Genomic DNA, 16,589 nt, shown 5'->3' with positions numbered 1-16,589 from the left:
ATGACACCCGAGATCGGCTCGGTACCGCGTCTGCGGCGAGGTGTCCGGCTGAGTTATGACCAGACCAGGGAAACGCACGTCCTTCTGTTCCCCGAAGGCGTACTCGTCCCGAATCCGACCGCGGCGGCCGTTCTCTCACTCTGCGACGGGGTCGGAGACGTCGCGGCGATCGCTTCGGCCTTACGCGAGCGCTATTCCGGCGTACGAGAGGAAGAGATCCTGGACGTCCTGTCCCGGCTGGGAGATCGGCGGATCGTCGAATGGACCTGAACACCTCCACCGCGGCGGCGCCACTGGGGATGCTGGCCGAACTGACCCATCGCTGTCCGCTGCACTGTCCGTACTGCTCGAATCCGGTGGAACTGATCACCCGTGCCGGCGAACTGTCCACAGAGGAATGGCTGTCGGTGCTATCGCAGGCTCGGGAACTGGGCGTGCTCCAAGTGCACATGTCCGGCGGCGAACCACTCGCCAGGCCGGATCTTCCCGTGCTGGTCGAGCACGCCACGAAACTGGGCTGTTACGTCAACCTGGTGACGTCCGGGCTTGGACTGACCGAGTCCAGATTGGACGATCTCGTCGAACGCGGCATCGCGCATATCCAGCTGTCCGTCCAAGGCGCGACCGCCGAGCGCGCGGACCGGCTCGCGGGTGCCCGGGCCCACGACCGGAAACTGGTCGTCGCCGAACTGATCAAGAAGACCGGGCTGCCGCTTTCGGTGAACGTCGTCCTGCACCGGCAGAACCACGACCAGCTCGCCGGGATCATCGGCCTGGCGGAGAAAATGGGCGCGGACCGCCTCGAACTGGCCAACACGCAGTACTACGGCTGGGCGTGGGAGAACCGCGACGCCCTGATGCCGACCAGGCGGCAACTCGACGAGGCCGAGCCGATCGTGCGCGCGGCCACCGAACGGCTGCGCGGCACCATGCAGATCATCTACGTCGTCGCCGACTACTACGAGCGGTACCCGAAACCGTGCATGTACGGCTGGGGCGCGCGGCAACTGACCGTGGCGCCCGACGGGAACGTGCTGCCGTGCCCCGCGTCGACCGCGATCGAGACACTGAAGTTCGACAATGTGCGGGACTCGCCGCTGGCCTGGATCTGGTACGAATCCAGTTCCTTCAACGCGTACCGCGGTGAGGACTGGATGCCGGACACCTGCGGCACCTGCGACCGGCGTTCGATCGACTTCGGCGGCTGCCGGTGCCAGGCGTTCCAGCTGACCGGCGACGCCGCGGCGACGGATCCGGTGTGCTCTCGATCGCCGCGGCGCGACGTCGTCGATCTCATCCTCGCCACACCCCCGAAAACAGACGAACTCGTGATGCGGGCGCCGCGATGAGGGTGATCGTGCTCGGCACCGCGGCGGGCGGCGGCTTCCCGCAATGGAACTGTGCCTGCGCCCTGTGCGCTTCGGGCGCACCGCCTCGGACACAAGACTGCGTCGCGGTGAGCGCGGACGGCGCGGGCTGGTACCTGCTCAACGCGTCACCGGACATCCGCACGCAGATCCTCGCCACCCCACCGCTCCGGGCCGGGCCGGGGCCGAGGGAGATCCCGCTGCGCGGGGTGCTGCTCACCGATGCCGAACTCGACCATTCACTGGGCCTGCTGCTGTTGCGGGAAGCCGGCGGACTCCCGGTATGGGCACCGGACGCGGTCCTGCACGCGCTGTCCGAGCAGTTCCCCGCACGGTCGATCATCGACGGTTACGGTGGCTGGGATTGGCTTCCGGCGTCGGAAATCGCCATCGACGGGCTCCGGGTGAGCTCGCTTCCCGTGAGCGACAAACGTCCGAAGTACGCGCGTTCGTCCACTGAGGACGGCCCGTGGGTGGTGGCGTACCGGATCGAGGACGTCCGGACCGGTGGCGTCTTCGTGTACGCGCCCTGTCTGAAGAGCTGGCCGGACGGGTTCGACTCCTTTACCGACGGCGCGGATCTGGTACTGCTGGATGGAACCTTCTACGCGCCGGACGAGATGTCAGGCGCCACCGCGGCCGAGGTCGGCGACGGCGCCCAGCTGGCGATGGGGCATCTGCCGATCACCGGCAGTCTTGCGAAGCTCCGGCCTGGCCCGCGTTGGGCCTACACGCATCTGAACAACACGAACCCTGTCGTAGACCCGTCCTCGCCGGAGCACGCCGCAGTGCTGGACGGTGGCGCCTCGCTTCCCTCGGACGGTACTGAATTCAAGCTCTAGCGATGCCTTCGGGGCTCGCACCCGACACGGGAACGGCGTCGGCGGTGAGGCGATCGATCTCCGCGAAATCGTCCGTGGTCAGGTCGACATCGGCCGTGGGCGCGCCCACGATCGCGACGTGCACACCCGGCTGGACGAGTGTCCACGCGATCGCGAGCCGACTGACCGAGGTTCCCTCGTCCGCGGCGAAATCCTCGTGCTTGTCGACGATGGCGAGGTTGTGCCGGAAGGTCTCTCCCGTGAACCCCGACGAGCGCGAGCGCCAGTCGGTCTTCTCGAACGTCGTCTCCGGTATGAAAGAACCGGTCAGCAGGCCACTGCCCAGTGGGCTGTACACGAGCACAACGATGTCGTTCTCCCGTGCGTACGGCAGGGGATCGGTTTCGATGTCGCGACGGAACAGGGTGATACGGCGGCTGGAGGGTTTCCACCGGACGGGTCTTGTCGAAGTCGGCCAGTCGCGCGGCGTCGTAGTTCGAAACGCCGATGTGCCGGATCTTCCCGGGCGTCGACGAACTCCTGCGGGATCCCCGCGGTCTCTTCGGCCGGGGCGTCGGAATCGGGCCGGTGGACTTGGTAGAGGTCGATGTGGTCGACGTCGAGGAAGCGGAGACTGTTTTCGATTCCTTGCGTCAGCCACTCGCGCCGGGAGTCGCGCGGCCGTTCGGAACGCGGTTTGATGCCGCCCTTCGTCGCGACGACGAGGTTGTCGCGGTCACGCTTGAGTTCCTCGCGCAACGCCTTCCCGAGCATCGCCTCGGCAGCCCCCGCCGAGCTGCCAGGTGCCGAAGGCGATCCTCGAGACCGCTCCTGCCCAATGTCGTCGTACGCGTACCTCAGCAGAACACACATCGGATCATTGCACCGCATCGCCCGACCAACGAAACCCCCAAATAACTGTTTGACGGTCGACGTCCCGGCAGTCGATACTCGGCCCCGTGACCGAGTCCTCCAGCCTTGACGAGTTGCGTGCCCTCGCCCATCCCGTGCGACTGCGCATTCTGTCTCTTTTGACCGGTGCCGCGATGAGTGCGGCCGAAGCCGCGCGCGAACTCGGTGAGACACAAGCGAATGTCAGCTATCACCTCCGACGGCTGCACGAAGCGGGACTACTCGACGTCGCCGAGGAGGTCCGGATCCGGGGCGGTCTGGCGAAGCGTTACCGGCACGACCCGGAGTCCGGCGGGCGGTTCACCGCGGCGAATCCGCAGGAGGAGCAGCTTCTCATCGCGGCGATGACTGAAGAACTGAAGCGCCGCAGCGAATTCCGTGTCCCCGGCGAGCGGGGCGCGACGACCGACGCGGAGATGTGGGTCGACCGCGAGACCTGGGAACAGGCGCTCGAACACGCCCGCGAACTGGGCAGGATCCTGCACTCGGCAGCCCGGCCGCCACGCACCCGGGGCACGATCCCGGTCAGCGCGACGGTTTCGCTGTTCGAAATGACACGATCGTGACGTCACTGCGCGAACCCCTGCGCCACCACAACTTCCGCTGGCTGATCGGCGGCCGCACGTTCGGGGAGTTCGGCAATGCCGTCGCCCCGCTCGCGCTGGCGTTCGCGGTGATCGACCTGACCGGTTCGGCCGTCGACATCGGCATCGTCGTGGGTGCGCGGTCGGTGGCGAGCGTGGTGTTGCTGCTGTTCGGCGGGGTACTGGCGGATCGGCTGCCCCGCTCGGTGATCCTGCAGGGCACCGAAATCGCCGCGACACTGACCCAGGCGACCATCGCGGCGAGCGTCCTTTGTGGATTCTCGTCGATCCCCCTGCTGGTCGGGCTGAGCGTGGTCAACGGGGCGGTGACCGCGATCTCCGCGCCCGCCTCGGCGTCACTCACCCCGCTGACGGTGCCCGCCGCCCTGCTGGCGCAGGCCAACGCGCTGGGCCGATTGCTCTCGAATTCCGGCCGGATCGGCGGCGCCGGGCTGGGCGGCATCCTGGTCACCGCGGCCGGTCCCGGCTGGGCGCTCGGCGGGAACGCGCTGTTGTTCCTGGGCTCCGCCCTGTCCTATCGGCGCATCCGCCTCAGCCGCCGGGAACGAATCCCCGGCAGCCGCCCGCTGGCGGAACTCGCCGAAGGCTGGCGCGAGTTCCGGTCACGGACCTGGGTGTGGGTCGTGGTCGTGCAGTTCATGGTGGTGAACGCCGTCATCGCGGGCGGGATCGCCGTGCTGGGACCCGTCGTCGCCGACAGCACCTTCGGCCGCTCCGGCTGGGGATTCGCCCTCGCGGCGCAGACGGTCGGCTCACTCGTCGGCGGGGTCCTCGTGGCTCGGTGGCAGCCGCGGCGCGCGTTGTTCATCGGGGTCGCGGTGATCCTTTTCGAAGCACCACCGTTGATCCTGCTCGGCCAGGCGCCTTTGCTGCCCCTGCTGCTGGCGGTCATGTTCCTCTCGGGCGTGGCGCTCGAGCAGTTCGTGGTGGCGTGGGACGTCTCGCTGCAGGAGAACGTGCCCGAGGAAAAGCTCGCACGCGTCTACTCCTACGACATGCTCGGCTCCTACATCGCCCTGCCGCTCGGCCAGATGGCGGCGGGGCCGGCCGCACAGCACTTCGGGACCGACACGACCTTGCTCGCGTGCGCCGGGCTGGTCGTGGTCGCCACCTTTTTCGCCCTGTGCAGCGGCCAGGTGCGCGGCCTGGTCAGGAAGACCCACGCCGCCCGATCCTGACCTCCCGGACCTCGCGACCCCGCCGGGCGATAGCAAAGGTCCCTTGCTCCCTTTCCCCGGGTCACGGCCAGGGACGGACCTCCTCGAGGAGTTTCGCGACCGCGAGCACCAGGTCGTCGGAGTGCCGAGGACCGACGATCTGCAGGCCGACCGGAAGGCCGCTGGAGGTGCGGCCCGCCGGGACGCTGATGGCGGGTTGCTGGGTCATGTTGAACGGGTAGGTGAACGGCGTCCAGTCCGGCCAGCCGCTCAGCCCGCTGCCCGGTGGCACCTCGTGCCCGGCTTCGAAGGCGGGGATCGGGAGGGTCGGCGTGATCAGCACGTCGTAGCGCGTGTGGAACTCCCCCATCAGGATGCCCAGCGCGGCCCGCTCGGCGTTGGCGCCGAGGTATTCGCTCGCCGAGAAGGTCTTGCCGAATTCCCACACCTTCCGAAGGCCGGGATCGACCTTGGTATCCGATCCGGCGGGAAAGGTGTCCAGCCACTTGGCCGCACCCGTCGACCACAGGATGTCGAAGGCGGGCTTGGGGTCGGCGAAGCCGGGATCGGTCTCTTCGATGTGCAGGCCCGCGTCGCCCAGCGACTGGACCGCCGATTTGACGATCGCCGCGACTTCCGGATCGACATCGACGTAGCCGAGTGTCGGCGAGTAGGCGGCGATCAGCCCGCGTACGTCCCTGCGGACGGCTTCGCGGAAGGTCGAGACAGGCGGAGCGAGCGCGGCCGGGTCACGGTAGTCGGGCATCGCGAGGACGTCGAGGAGCAGTGCCGTGTCGTCCACCGAACGCGCCATCGGTCCGGCATGCGAAAGCGGGCCGAACGGACTCGCCGGGAACAGCGGGATCCGGCCGTGTGTCGGCTTGAGACCGACGATTCCACAGAACGAAGCCGGAATCCGGATCGAGCCACCGCCGTCGGTGCCGACGGAAAGCTCGCCCATCCCGGCCGCGACGGCCGCGGCGCTCCCACCGCTGGATCCTCCCGCCGTCGTCGACGGGTCGTGCGGGTTACGGGTGACCCCGGTCAGTGTGTTGTCCGTGACGCCCTTCCACGCGAGTTCCGGCGTCGTGGTCTTTCCCAGCAGCACCAAGCCGTTTTCGCGTAGGCGGGCGGTGACGGGACTGTCGACGTCCCACGGCTGGTCGGGGTCGATGCACCGCGAACCGCGCAGCGTCGGCCAGCCCTGCGTCAGGAACATGTCCTTGATCGAGGCGGGGACACCGTCGAGCCAGCCGATCGGATTACCGTCGCGCCAGCGGATCTCGGACGCTTTCGCCTGTTCGAGTGCGCCATCGGCGTCGACCAGGCAGTAGGCGTTGGTCTCGCCGTCGCGTTCTTCGATGACGCGTAAAGCGTTCTGGGTGGCCTCGACCGGTGACAGTTCTCCGGTGGCATACGCGGCGACCAGCTCGCTCGCGGTCAACTTGGTGTCGTTCATCCGGCCCCTAACCTTGGCGAAGCGTCTCCGACGGCACGTATCCGAGTTGCTTGTCCACGACGTTGCGCAGCGGCTCCCCCGCGCGCCAGCGACGGAAGTTGTCCGCGAACACCTCTACCAGAGTATTCCGCCAGCCGACGAAGTCACCCGACATATGCGGCGAGATCAGCACGTTTTCCATGGTCCACAAAGGACTCTCGGACGGGAGCGGCTCGGTGTCGAAGACGTCGAGCGCCGCCCCTCCGAGAGGCCCGTCCCGGAGGGCGCCGACCAGGTCGGAGGGGACGACAAGCTCACCGCGGCCGACGTTGACGAACCGCGCGCCGGGTTTCATCGCGGCGAAGGTCCGGGCGTCGAACATTCCCTTCGTCTGCTCCGTCAGTGGCGCGACCGCGACGACGTAGTCCGCCTCGGGGAGATGGCGTGTCAGCTCCGCGGACACGTGCACGTCCCCGAAGTCGGGATCGCCCGTGCGGGCACGTCGCCCGACGCCGGCCACCGACATCCCGGCCGCCCGCAACAGCCGCGCGATCGCCCGGCCGATCGGCCCGGTACCGACCACGAGGACCCGGCGACCGGAGACGCGTTCGCTCTCCCGGTGCTTCCACTGCTTCTGCCGCTGCAGGTCCCACGAACGGACGAAGTCCTTGGCGAACGTGAGGACGACCCCGAGGACGTACTCGGCGATCGCGCCGTCGAACACGCCGCGCGAGTTGGTGAGCACGACGTCGCTCTCCTGCAGCCCGGGGAACAGCACGGGATCGACGCCCGCGCTGGCGATGTGCAGCCAGCGAAGCCGGTCGGCCGCGTGCCAGGCACCCGGAACGGCGGTCGACAGGAAATCGTAGACGAAGAGCGCGTCCGCTCCGGACAACGCGTCAGCCAACCCGGCCTCGTCGGTGTAACGAACCACCGTTTCGGCTTCGATGGCGCGCATATCCGGTGGGCGAGTGTCTCCGCAGAGCACCGCCAGAACAGGGGTCTCCGAAGCGATCACGTTGACACCGTAAAAGTGGCTCGTATGATTGTCAACAATCCGAGGAACGACCCCCGGAGCACCGGACCTGTGGCAGCAGAAGTTCTCCGGAGGCTGAGACTTGGATTTCGACTTATTGGAGTTCGAAGGGCCCTTGGCGCAGCGCGGCATCGGCGTGATCGCTCCGTTCGACCTTGCCCTAGAACGAGAGCTGTGGCGCTGGGTGCCCATGGAGGTCTCCCTCCATCTGGCACGGACGCCGTACGAACCCGTGCCCGTCAGCATGGAGATGGCCCAGCTCGTCAGCGACAGCAGGCATCTCGCCGCCGCCACGAGAGACGTACTCCATGTGGAGCCCGAAGTCGTCGCCTATCTGTGCACCTCCGGCAGTTTCGTCAACGGTGTGGACTACGAGCGCTCCTTGACCAAGGCGATCTGCGACGCCGGAGCGTCGGACGCCGTCACCACCTCCGGGGCGCTGGCCGAGGTCCTGCACCAGCTCGACCTCCACCAGGTCTCGGTGCTGACGCCCTACGACGGTGACCTGACCGGGAAGCTGCACGACTTCCTGGCCGAACTCGACGTGCGCACCGTCTCGAGCGACCACCTCGGCCTGGGCGGCGGCATCTGGAAGGTCAGTTACCGGACCATCGCCGAACGCATCCTCGCCGCCGACCACGCCGACGCGGACGCCATCTTCGTCAGCTGCACCAACCTCCCCACCTACGATCTGATCGAGCCACTCGAAAGCGCGCTCGGCAAACCCGTCCTCACCGCGAACCAGCTCACGATGTGGGCCTGCCTCCGGCGGATGAACCTGCCGATCGTCGGGCCCGGCAAGTGGCTCCGCGAGGTCGATTGACCTCTTCCCCTACGATTGTCGACAATCTGCCCTCCGGAGGTCTCGTGCCCATCACGCCGCTCATTCCGCCTGAGCCCCCGTCCGAGACGACCACGATCGGGTTCATCTACCCCGACCACGCGGCCGAAGACGACTACCCGCTCGCGGAGCAGCTCCTCGGCGGGGACATGGCCGGGATCAAGCTGCCGGTCGAGCACATCTACGGGACCGATCTGCACGCCGTACCCGAACTCCTGGACCTCGGCAGCGAAAGCCGTCTCGCCGACGGTGCCGCGCTGCTGGCCAAGCATGAACCGGACGCGGTGGTGTGGGCATGCACCAGCGGTAGCTTCGTCTACGGCTGGGAAGGCGCTCGCGACCAGGCCGACCGGCTGGCCGCCGTCGCCGGCGTCCCGGCGTCGAGCACCTCCTTCGCCTTCGTCCACGCCGCTCAGGCACTCGGCGTCCGGCGGGTCGCGGTCGCCGCCAGCTACCCGGACGACGTCGCCAGATTGTTCGTCGAGTTCCTCGGCGCGGGTGGGATCGAAGTGGTCTCGATGGGCAGCGCGGACATCGACACCGCCGCCGAGGTCGGCGAACTCAGCCCGGAAGCCGTCTTCGAACTCGCGGTGAGCCGCGACCATCCGGCCGCCGACGCGCTGCTCGTCCCCGACACCGCCATGCGGACGCTCGGCGAGATCAACACGCTCGAGACCCGGCTCGGCAAGCCGGTGCTGACCGCCAATCAGGTCACCGTCTGGGAAGGCCTCCGGCTCACCGGCAAGGCTCCGCTCGTCCGAACACTGGGCGCGCTGTTCGGCAAGAGAGGCAACTGAACCATGTCCTTGCCGGATATCGAGCCGGTCAGCCGGGAATCGACCGCCGGGATCATCGCGCGCCAGTTGCGGGACGCGATCATGACCGGCGCCCTTCCTCCCGGCACCCAACTCGGTGAAACCGACCTGGCCTCCCGGTTCCAAGTCTCGCGGGGACCGCTGCGAGAGGCGATGCAGCACCTCGTCTCCGAAGGGCTCCTGCGCAGCGAGCGTCACCGCGGCCTGTTCGTGATCGACCTCGAACCCGGCGACGTCTACGACATCTACTCGGCACGCTCGGCCATCGAGCGTGCCGCGATGCTGCGAGCCCTGCGCGGCGACCGGGAGAAGGTCGCCACCGAACTCGAACAGGCCGTGGGAGCCATGGCCGTCGCCGCCGACGACGACGATCCGACCGCCCTGTCGTGGGCGGACCTCCGGTTCCACGAGGCACTGATCGCCGCTTCCGGCAGCAAGCGGCTCGTGCGCATGGCGCGAACCCTGCTGATCGAGACCCGGATGTGCCTCACCGCACTGCAGGGGACCTACCAGCAGGTCGAAGAACGGGTCACCGAGCACACCCGGATCATCGAGGCCCTGCGGGCGGGCGACGAAGAGACCGCGCTGTCGTTGCTGGAAGCCCACATGGAGGACGCGGTCCAGCGGCTGGCCCCGGGGACCAGTCTGCGGGAGGGCGAAGCACCCGCGGTGCCTTGAGAATTCAGCCACGGCCCCGCGCCCCCAGAACCGGTTGCCCGCCGGTCCCGCCGCGAAACTCCCTGTCCCACGGCCAGTTTCCGTGCTCGTCCTCGTAGACCATTTGCAGAGCACGGAAATCGTCGCCGTACAGAAGGACGGCAGTGAGCATGTGCGCCGACGGTGAACTGAGCGGAACGATCTCGAACGCCGGCCATCCCACCGCCGCGGGCAGCACCTCGCCGGATTCCGGCGGCCCCGACCGGACCACCTGCTGAGCGAAATAGTTCAGCAGCTGCCCGGATCTTCGCTCCCTCAGGCCGGTGACGACGAGCTCCGGCAGCCCGGCATCAGTGAGCCCGACCGTGTAGGCGAAACCGGGTTGGACGGCTCCGCGCTCGACTGTCTGCACCATCCAGCCGTACTTCCGGATCAGCGGGCGGACCTCCTCGATGAGGTAGTCGTCGCGAGTCTTCCCAAGGTTGTCACAATGCCAGCACATCAGCACTCCTCCAGTCGTCGAATTCGATGATCGACACTGTGCACCGAGGCACCGACAAAAACTCACGGCTCGAGTGAGCGCTCGTGCGACACAGAGGCCTTTTATCCGCGTTTTCCTTTGCAGGGCAGGGAATTTCACGAATTTTGGCGTGTTGGCCCACCGGAATTCGGGTGGCCGGACCGGGTGGGTCGTGAGCGGTGTCCGAGGGTGACGATGAAGGATTCGGGACTCCTTCATCGTCTCGTGGCAGCTCCGGCCTCGGACTTGCTCAAGGCTTCGGCGGCGGACTCGGTCGCCGAAACCAACGGGTAGGCAAAGCCAGACCACCAAAACCAATCACGACAACCCAGTCCGTGAAGGCCTCCTTCCCCACTCTCAAGGTCAGGGTCCCGGCGAAGTCGAGGTCTTGCAGGTCAGGCGGTTAGTCGTCGCTGCGTAAGGCTGACGATGAAGGAATCGGGACGTTGAGTGTCCCCATTCCTCCATCGTCGCGGGTTCGCACCGGTCGCGGAGCTTGAGCTACAGAGCTTCAGGGACATGCCCCCTCCGGCACACGCCCGAGCGGGGAACATTCGGACGTTCACCGTCCCAAATCCCCCCGCTCGACCCTGGCAGGCACCAGAAATGTCAAGCTCGGACTACCACCAGCCGCGCTGACCAGCAGCCCTGCGACTTTGCCGGGACCCTGACTCTCAAGGTAGGGAAGGAGGCCTTCACGGACTTTCGACCGGCATCGCGGAAACAATGTGAAGTACATGAAGCCCCTTCCTTTCGCCTGGCGCAAGGAAGGGGCTTCATGTACTTCACGCGTCACCTTGGCGACCGGCTCGCCCCACCCGAAGTCATGAACGGACCATTCATGACATCCCGGGACTTGACACGCCTCTATGCGGATGGTTCAAGATAGAGCGGCGACCACCGCGGACCCGAGTTCGGCGGTGGTGGACTTCCCCCCGAGGTCAGGGGTCTGCACGGTCCCTTCCTCGAGCACCTTCTCCACCGCGGCGTGAACGTCTTGTGCCGCAGCGGTTTCCCCGAGATGATCGAGCAGCATCGCACCCGCCAGGATCTGCGCCACCGGATTCGCGATGCCCTGTCCGGCGATGTCGGGAGCGCTGCCGTGCACCGCTTCGAACATGGAAGGAAACTCGCCAGATGGATTGATGTTGCCCGAAGGCGCCATTCCGAGCCCGCCCGTCACGGCCGCCGCCAGGTCGCTCAGGATGTCGCCGAAAAGATTGGAAGCGACCACGACGTCGAGCCGTTCCGGTGCCTGCACCATCCGCGCGGCGAGGGCGTCGACATGGCACTGTTCAGCGTGTACGTCCGAATATTCCGAAGCGATGTCGAAGAAGATCTCGTCCCAGAACGGCATCGAGTGAATGAGCCCGTTGGACTTCGTCGCCGAGCAAACGCGTCCAGTCCGTGTCTTCGCCAGCTCGAAGGCGTAACGGATGATCCGCTCCACCCCGACCCGCGTGAACACGGATTCCTGTAAGACGAACTCGTTCCCCTGACCGCGATTGTGCCTGCCGCCGATCTCCGAGTATTCGCCCTCGGAGTTCTCTCGGACGATCACCATCTCCAGTTCTTCGGCGCTTCGGCCGGCCAGTGCCGACGTCGTCCCCGGCAACAAACGGACCGGCCGGAGATTGACGAACTGGGTGAACGCGCGCCGCACCGGAATGAGGAGACCCCACAACGAGACATGGTCCGGCACACCGGGAAATCCGACGGCACCGAGGAGGATCCCGTCGAACCGGGAAAGCTGCTCGATACCGTCGTCCGGCATCATCGAGCCGGTTTTGGTGTACCGCTCACAGCTCCAGTCGAATTCCTTCCAGGACAAGGAGAAGCCATGTGACGCCGCAGCACGGTCCAGCACCTTGCGGGCCTCGACCGTGACATCGACGCCGATCCCGTCGCCGGGAATGCTGGCGATGCGATAAGAGGTCCCGGCTTGCGAAGTCACTGCTTGAGAAATCACAGAGCCACCGCGATGTACTTGGTCTCGAGGAACTCGTCGATGCCGACGGTGCCGCCTTCACGACCGAGCCCCGACTGCTTGATCCCGCCGAACGGCGCCGCCGGGTTCGAGACCAGCCCCTGGTTGAGGCCGATCATGCCGGCCTCCAGTCGTTCCGAAACCCGCAGCGCCCGTTTGAGATCGGAGGTGTACACGTAGGACACGAGACCGAATTCGGTGTCGTTCGCCGCAGCGATGGCCTCGTCCTCGCTGTCGAACGGAGTGATCGGGGCGACCGGCCCGAAGATCTCCTCTGAGGCGAGCCTGGCGTCCTTGGGCACGTCAGTGAGCACCGTGGCCTGATAGAAGTTGCCCGGACCGTCCACAGTAGACCCACCGGTGAGGACGCGTGCCCCTCGCTCGGTGGCGTCCGCGACGAGGCCGCTCACCTTCTCGACCGCGGCTTCGTCGATGAGCGGGCCGACGACGACACCTTCCTCGGTGCCGCGGCCCATCGGCAGGGCCTCCATGCGCTCGGTGAGGCGCCGGGAGAACTCGTCGACGATGCCTCGCTGGACATAGAAGCGGTTCGCGGCCGTGCAGGCCTCGCCGATGTTGCGCATCTTCGCGGTCATCGCGCCTTCGACCGCCGCGTCGAGGTCGGCGTCTTCGAAGACCAGGAAAGGAGCGTTGCCGCCGAGTTCCATCGAGGTGCGGAGCACCTTGTCCGCACACTGTTCCAACAGCTTCCGCCCGACGCCGGTCGAGCCGGTGAAGGACAGCTTCCGGGCACGGCCGTCCCGGATGAGGGGCTCCATCACACCGCCGGAGTCCGACGTCGTGAGCACGTTCAGCACACCTTCGGGCAGTCCTGCCTCGGCGAGGATCGCCGCGAGGGCCAGTATAGAAAGGGGGGTTTGAGCGGCGGGCTTGATGATCATCGTGCAGCCTGCCGCGACCGCGGGCCCGATCTTGCGGGTGCCCATCGCCATGGGGAAGTTCCACGGCGTGATCAGCAGACACGGTCCGACGGGCTGCTTCGTCACCAGGAAGCGGCCGGCGCCGTTGGGCGAGACGGCGAAGCCACCGTCGATCCGGACGGCCTCTTCCGCGAACCAGCGGAAGAACTCGGCCGCGTAGGTGATCTCGCCCTTCGACTCCGCGAGGGGCTTGCCCATCTCGAGGGTCATCAGCAGCGCGAGTTCGTCCGCGCGCTTGATGAGCAGCTCGTAGGCGCGGCGCAGGATCTCGCCGCGTTCGCGTGGGGCGACGTTCGCCCAGTCGGCCTGTGCGGCGACGGCGGCGTCGAGTGCGCTGACACCGTCCGCCGGTGACGCGTCGGCCACCTCGCACAGGGCTTCACCTGTCGAGGGGTCGAGAACGGGGAAGGTCTTCCCGCTCGTGGCGGGCACCCACGTGCCGCCGATGAACAGTTCCTTGTCGACCGCCGCGACTACGCCGGCCTCACTGATCGAGCTCATCCCAACGCTCCTCCATGTTGTCCCGGACGCCATGCTATGGATATTGTCAACAATCGACAACAGCTCAGCCGACCTAGGAGCGCAGCCCATGGCCCAGCTATCACCGCTGCTCAAGCAGGCAACGCCGGTCGTGGTCGACCACGGTGAAGGGGTTTACCTCTACGGCACCGATGGCAAACGTCACCTGGACTTCACCGCCGGTATCGGCGTGACCAGCACCGGCCACTGCCACCCGCACGTGGTGAGCGCGGCGCGGGAGCAGATCGGCAAGCTCATCCACGGGCAGTACACGACGGTCATGCACAAGCCGATGCTGGAGCTGACCGAGAAGCTGGGCGGCGTCCTGCCCGAGGGCCTGAATTCCCTCTTCTACGCGAACTCGGGCAGTGAGGCGGTCGAAGCGGCACTCCGGCTGTCGCGGCAGGCGACCAAGCGGCCCAACGTCATCGTCTTCCAGGGCGGGTTCCACGGCCGGACCGTCGCGGCGGCGACCATGACGACTTCGGGCACGCGATTCAGCGCCGGGATCTCGCCGCTCATGTCCGGTGTGCACGTCGCGCCCTTCCCCTACGCTTTCCACTACGGCTGGGACGAGGAGACCGCGACGAAGTTCGCCCTGCGCGAGCTGGACTATCTATTCGCGACGGTCTGCGCGCCGAACGAGACAGCCGCGTTCTTCATCGAGCCGGTGCTCGGCGAGGGCGGGTACGTCCCGGCGAACCCCGAGTTCTTCGCCGGGCTGCGGGAACGCGCCGACAAACACGGGATCCTGCTGGTGATGGACGAGATCCAGACCGGCTTCGGCCGGACTGGGAAGTTCTGGGGACACGACCACTTCGGAGTACGGCCGGACATCGTGCTCATCGCGAAGGGACTCGCGAGCGGATTCCCGATCTCGGGCATCGCCGCGTCCGAGGAGTTGATGTCGAAGGCGCTCCCTGGTTCACAGGGCGGCACCTACGGCGGTAACGCGGTGGCCTGCGCGGCGGCGATCGCCACGCTCGAGGTGATCCAGCGGGAGGGGCTGGTCGAGAACGCCGCCGAACGCGGACGCCAGCTGCTCGAAGGTGTGCGGGTGATCGCGGACAAGTCGCCGTCGATCGGCGACGTCCGCGGACTGGGGCTGCTGGTCGGTTCCGAGTTCACCACGCCGGACGGCGAGCCGGACACGGCGAAGGCCCAGGCGGCCCAGAAAGCCGCGTCAGCCAACGGGCTACTACTGCTGACCTGCGGGGCGTACATGAACGTCGTCCGGATGGTGCCGCCGCTGATCGTCGACACCGAGCAGGTCGACGAAGCGCTGCGGATCTGGGGTGACGTCGTGGCGGGGGTCGAGTGATGGCCCGCTACATCACGATCACCCTCGACAAGCGCGGAGTGTCCTGCCGGGCCCGGTTGCTCGACACCGAGGCCCCGCGGACCTGCCGCGCGGTGTGGGACGCGTTGCCACAAAGCGGTTCCGCCTACCACGCGAAGTACGCGCGCAACGAGGTCTACACCCTCGTGCCACCCTTCGCCGAACCGAAACCGGGACGCGAAAACCCCACGGTGACCCCGATTCCGGGTGATGTCGTGTACTTCGGGTTCGAGGCGTGGGAGATCGGCAACCCGGCGTACGGCTACGACGATGACAGTGCGGCGCACAGCGACCAGGGCGCGACGGATCTCGCGATCTTCTACGGCCGCAACAACCTGCTGATCAACGGCGACGCGGGCTGGGTGCCCGGCAACGTGTTCGCGACGATCGAAGAGGGACTGGCCGAAATGGCGGAGGCCGCGCAGGACCTCTGGCTGCGAGGTGTCGAGGGCGAGACGCTTTCGTTCGCACGCGCGTAAAAGCCTGCGGGCGATGAGGGTTCCCCACCCTCACCGCCCACAGGCCGGCACCCCTCCCTGGCTTACTGAACGCCGGTGATCCGGTATTCGACGCCGCCGACTTCGTTGCCGCGCTGGTCGACCTGGGTCACGTGGACGGTGTACTTCCCACCGAGAGCTTCGGCGCCCGCGGTGAAGCTCAGCTGTGCGGGCACCTGCTCACCCGACTTGAACGTCAGCCCGCTGATCCGGGCCTTCTGCGGGTTCACGATGGCCAGTTCGGTCTCGCCGACCCGTTCGATGCCCTCGCCCTTCGCGCCGCCTGCCCGCCAGCGTGCGGCGAGGTCGGGACCGAGGTCGATGGTGATCCGTCCCGGACCGGTGAACGGCTTGCCCGGCTGGGTGAAGACGATGTCGCCGACCGCCGTGGGTTCACGGCCGTCCCAGCCGAACACGATCGGCCGGAACTGCGGGACCTTGATCTTCGCGGGCACCGCGTTCACGTTGTGCCAGGCGATGTTGTTGTTGTTCCGCGTATTCGCGGACGTGCTCAGACCTTCCGTCGGCAGGTCGGTCGGCGAAAGCCACCGGGCCAGCAGGCAGAAGTGCGAGCCGATCGGGACCTGCCACGGGATGACGACCGTCTTGGTGCCGAACGGCACGGCCACGTTGGTCTTCGACCCGATGTAGGTCCACTGGTTCGGCCACTGCGCCACGGTGCCCTGCTTGGTGTACCAGACCTGCAGGTTCCCGTTTTCGAGGTCGTCCCCGTACGGGCCGGGGCGGTTCGCGGTGACGTGGATGTAGGCGGTGGTCCCCTGGACGATCGGGTCGTCGGTGGCGCACAAGACCGTCGCCGAGAAGCACACCCGGACGTCGGGACTGGAGTAGAGCGAGCCGCTCGAGGACTCGAAGCCCACGTCGGACGCGTTGTCCCGGATGAAGACGTCGCTGCGTGCCTCCGGCGCGGCCTGTACCGCCGGCGTGACTCCCGCGAACAACGTCGCGAAGGCCAATGCGGCTGAGGCGATCAAGGTTCGCCGGCGCCGCGGGTTCCTGCTGATCATGTTTCCCTCCTTGGGCGAAACATTCGACCCGCTGACCGTCGGACAGGCTGGTTGTGGCGCGGTTGTCGGAATCTTGTGCCCTAATTGGCCGATTTCGGTGAGTCTTCGC

18 protein-coding genes are annotated in these 16,589 nt (G+C 67.1%); 10 read left to right on the top strand and 8 right to left on the bottom strand.

All coding sequences use genetic code 11. The annotated features are described in order from the left end of the window. The 3 genes from pqqD to pqqB are packed head-to-tail and all read left to right on the top strand — an operon-like array spanning window position 1 to window position 2,209. A complete protein-coding gene (gene pqqD, locus ACM6LR_RS14695; RefSeq protein WP_414939398.1) occupies window positions 1-270 on the top strand; it encodes a pyrroloquinoline quinone biosynthesis peptide chaperone PqqD in 270 nt (89 codons plus the stop codon). Further along, window positions 261-1,349 carry a pyrroloquinoline quinone biosynthesis protein PqqE gene (pqqE, locus tag ACM6LR_RS14690; RefSeq protein ID WP_414939399.1) on the top strand — a complete coding sequence of 363 codons (1,089 nt, stop codon included), beginning with the start codon at window positions 261-263 and terminating at the stop codon, window positions 1,347-1,349. The genes pqqD and pqqE overlap by 10 nt, the downstream gene beginning before the upstream one ends. Then, the gene (gene pqqB / locus ACM6LR_RS14685) at window positions 1,346-2,209 is read left to right on the top strand and encodes a pyrroloquinoline quinone biosynthesis protein PqqB (RefSeq protein WP_414939400.1); all 864 of its coding nucleotides are present in this window, start codon (window positions 1,346-1,348) and stop codon (window positions 2,207-2,209) included. The genes pqqE and pqqB overlap by 4 nt, the downstream gene beginning before the upstream one ends. On the opposite strand, the gene ACM6LR_RS14680 is transcribed toward pqqB, so the two are convergent. Then, window positions 2,199-2,558 carry an aldo/keto reductase gene (locus ACM6LR_RS14680; RefSeq protein ID WP_414944037.1) on the bottom strand — a complete coding sequence of 120 codons (360 nt, stop codon included), beginning with the start codon at window positions 2,556-2,558 and terminating at the stop codon, window positions 2,199-2,201. The genes pqqB and ACM6LR_RS14680 overlap by 11 nt on opposite strands. Continuing rightward, complete coding sequence (locus ACM6LR_RS14675) at window positions 2,516-2,962, bottom strand: aldo/keto reductase (protein WP_414944036.1); 447 nt, start codon at window positions 2,960-2,962, stop codon at window positions 2,516-2,518. Before ACM6LR_RS14675 ends, ACM6LR_RS14680 begins: the two co-directional genes overlap by 43 nt. Window positions 2,963-3,147: 185 nt before the next feature. Here ACM6LR_RS14675 and ACM6LR_RS14670 point away from each other — a divergent pair, with 185 nt between their 5' ends. Together ACM6LR_RS14670 and ACM6LR_RS14665 are read left to right on the top strand one after the other, a co-directional pair. Next, on the top strand, window positions 3,148-3,666 hold the full coding sequence (locus ACM6LR_RS14670) for a helix-turn-helix domain-containing protein (protein ID WP_414939402.1): 519 nt from the start codon (window positions 3,148-3,150) through the stop codon (window positions 3,664-3,666). Then, window positions 3,663-4,883: an MFS transporter gene (locus tag ACM6LR_RS14665; protein ID WP_414943957.1), complete on the top strand. Its 1,221-nt coding sequence runs from the start codon at window positions 3,663-3,665 to the stop codon at window positions 4,881-4,883. The genes ACM6LR_RS14670 and ACM6LR_RS14665 overlap by 4 nt, the downstream gene beginning before the upstream one ends. A gap of 61 nt (window positions 4,884-4,944) precedes the next feature. Here ACM6LR_RS14665 and ACM6LR_RS14660 read toward each other — a convergent pair whose 3' ends face one another. Both ACM6LR_RS14660 and ACM6LR_RS14655 read right to left on the bottom strand, forming a co-directional pair. Continuing rightward, complete coding sequence (locus ACM6LR_RS14660; RefSeq protein ID WP_414939404.1) at window positions 4,945-6,321, bottom strand: amidase; 1,377 nt, start codon at window positions 6,319-6,321, stop codon at window positions 4,945-4,947. Window positions 6,322-6,328: 7 nt separating this feature from the next. Then, complete coding sequence (locus ACM6LR_RS14655; protein WP_414943956.1) at window positions 6,329-7,318, bottom strand: D-2-hydroxyacid dehydrogenase; 990 nt, start codon at window positions 7,316-7,318, stop codon at window positions 6,329-6,331. A gap of 100 nt (window positions 7,319-7,418) precedes the next feature. On the opposite strand from ACM6LR_RS14655, the gene ACM6LR_RS14650 reads away from it, so the two are divergent. The 3 genes from ACM6LR_RS14650 to ACM6LR_RS14640 are packed head-to-tail and all read left to right on the top strand — an operon-like array spanning window position 7,419 to window position 9,670. Continuing rightward, entirely contained in the window at window positions 7,419-8,159 is a 741-nt protein-coding gene (locus tag ACM6LR_RS14650) for an Asp/Glu/hydantoin racemase (RefSeq protein WP_414939406.1), read from the top strand. A gap of 44 nt (window positions 8,160-8,203) precedes the next feature. Then, window positions 8,204-8,974: a maleate cis-trans isomerase gene (locus tag ACM6LR_RS14645; protein ID WP_414939407.1), complete on the top strand. Its 771-nt coding sequence runs from the start codon at window positions 8,204-8,206 to the stop codon at window positions 8,972-8,974. Window positions 8,975-8,977: 3 nt separating this feature from the next. After that, window positions 8,978-9,670 (top strand): GntR family transcriptional regulator, encoded by a 693-nt coding sequence (locus ACM6LR_RS14640; protein ID WP_414939408.1) that lies wholly within the window; start codon window positions 8,978-8,980, stop codon window positions 9,668-9,670. Window positions 9,671-9,674: 4 nt separating this feature from the next. Here ACM6LR_RS14640 and ACM6LR_RS14635 read toward each other — a convergent pair whose 3' ends face one another. From ACM6LR_RS14635 to ACM6LR_RS14625, 3 genes are all read right to left on the bottom strand, one after another. Beyond that, window positions 9,675-10,151 (bottom strand): DUF4262 domain-containing protein, encoded by a 477-nt coding sequence (locus tag ACM6LR_RS14635; RefSeq protein WP_414939409.1) that lies wholly within the window; start codon window positions 10,149-10,151, stop codon window positions 9,675-9,677. 898 nt (window positions 10,152-11,049) lie between these two features. Beyond that, complete coding sequence (locus tag ACM6LR_RS14630) at window positions 11,050-12,123, bottom strand: tartrate dehydrogenase (protein ID WP_414939410.1); 1,074 nt, start codon at window positions 12,121-12,123, stop codon at window positions 11,050-11,052. A gap of 11 nt (window positions 12,124-12,134) precedes the next feature. Continuing rightward, the gene (locus tag ACM6LR_RS14625) at window positions 12,135-13,598 is read right to left on the bottom strand and encodes an NAD-dependent succinate-semialdehyde dehydrogenase (protein WP_414939411.1); all 1,464 of its coding nucleotides are present in this window, start codon (window positions 13,596-13,598) and stop codon (window positions 12,135-12,137) included. Window positions 13,599-13,686: 88 nt separating this feature from the next. On the opposite strand from ACM6LR_RS14625, the gene ACM6LR_RS14620 reads away from it, so the two are divergent. Beyond that, complete coding sequence (locus ACM6LR_RS14620; protein ID WP_414943955.1) at window positions 13,687-14,937, top strand: aspartate aminotransferase family protein; 1,251 nt, start codon at window positions 13,687-13,689, stop codon at window positions 14,935-14,937. Next, entirely contained in the window at window positions 14,937-15,434 is a 498-nt protein-coding gene (locus ACM6LR_RS14615; protein ID WP_414943954.1) for a DUF3830 family protein, read from the top strand. The genes ACM6LR_RS14620 and ACM6LR_RS14615 overlap by 1 nt, the downstream gene beginning before the upstream one ends. Before the next feature lie 62 nt (window positions 15,435-15,496). On the opposite strand, the gene ACM6LR_RS14610 is transcribed toward ACM6LR_RS14615, so the two are convergent. Beyond that, window positions 15,497-16,480, bottom strand: coding sequence for a hypothetical protein (locus ACM6LR_RS14610; protein WP_414939414.1), 984 nt, complete (start codon window positions 16,478-16,480; stop codon window positions 15,497-15,499). Window positions 16,481-16,589 lie beyond the last annotated feature (109 nt).

The sequence above is a fragment of the Amycolatopsis sp. cmx-11-32 genome (assembly GCF_047608695.1).
GTDB lineage: Bacteria > Actinomycetota > Actinomycetes > Mycobacteriales > Pseudonocardiaceae > Amycolatopsis.
The sequence above is the reverse complement of the archived record's forward strand: the minus strand, read 5'-3'. Positions and strand labels throughout refer to the sequence as shown.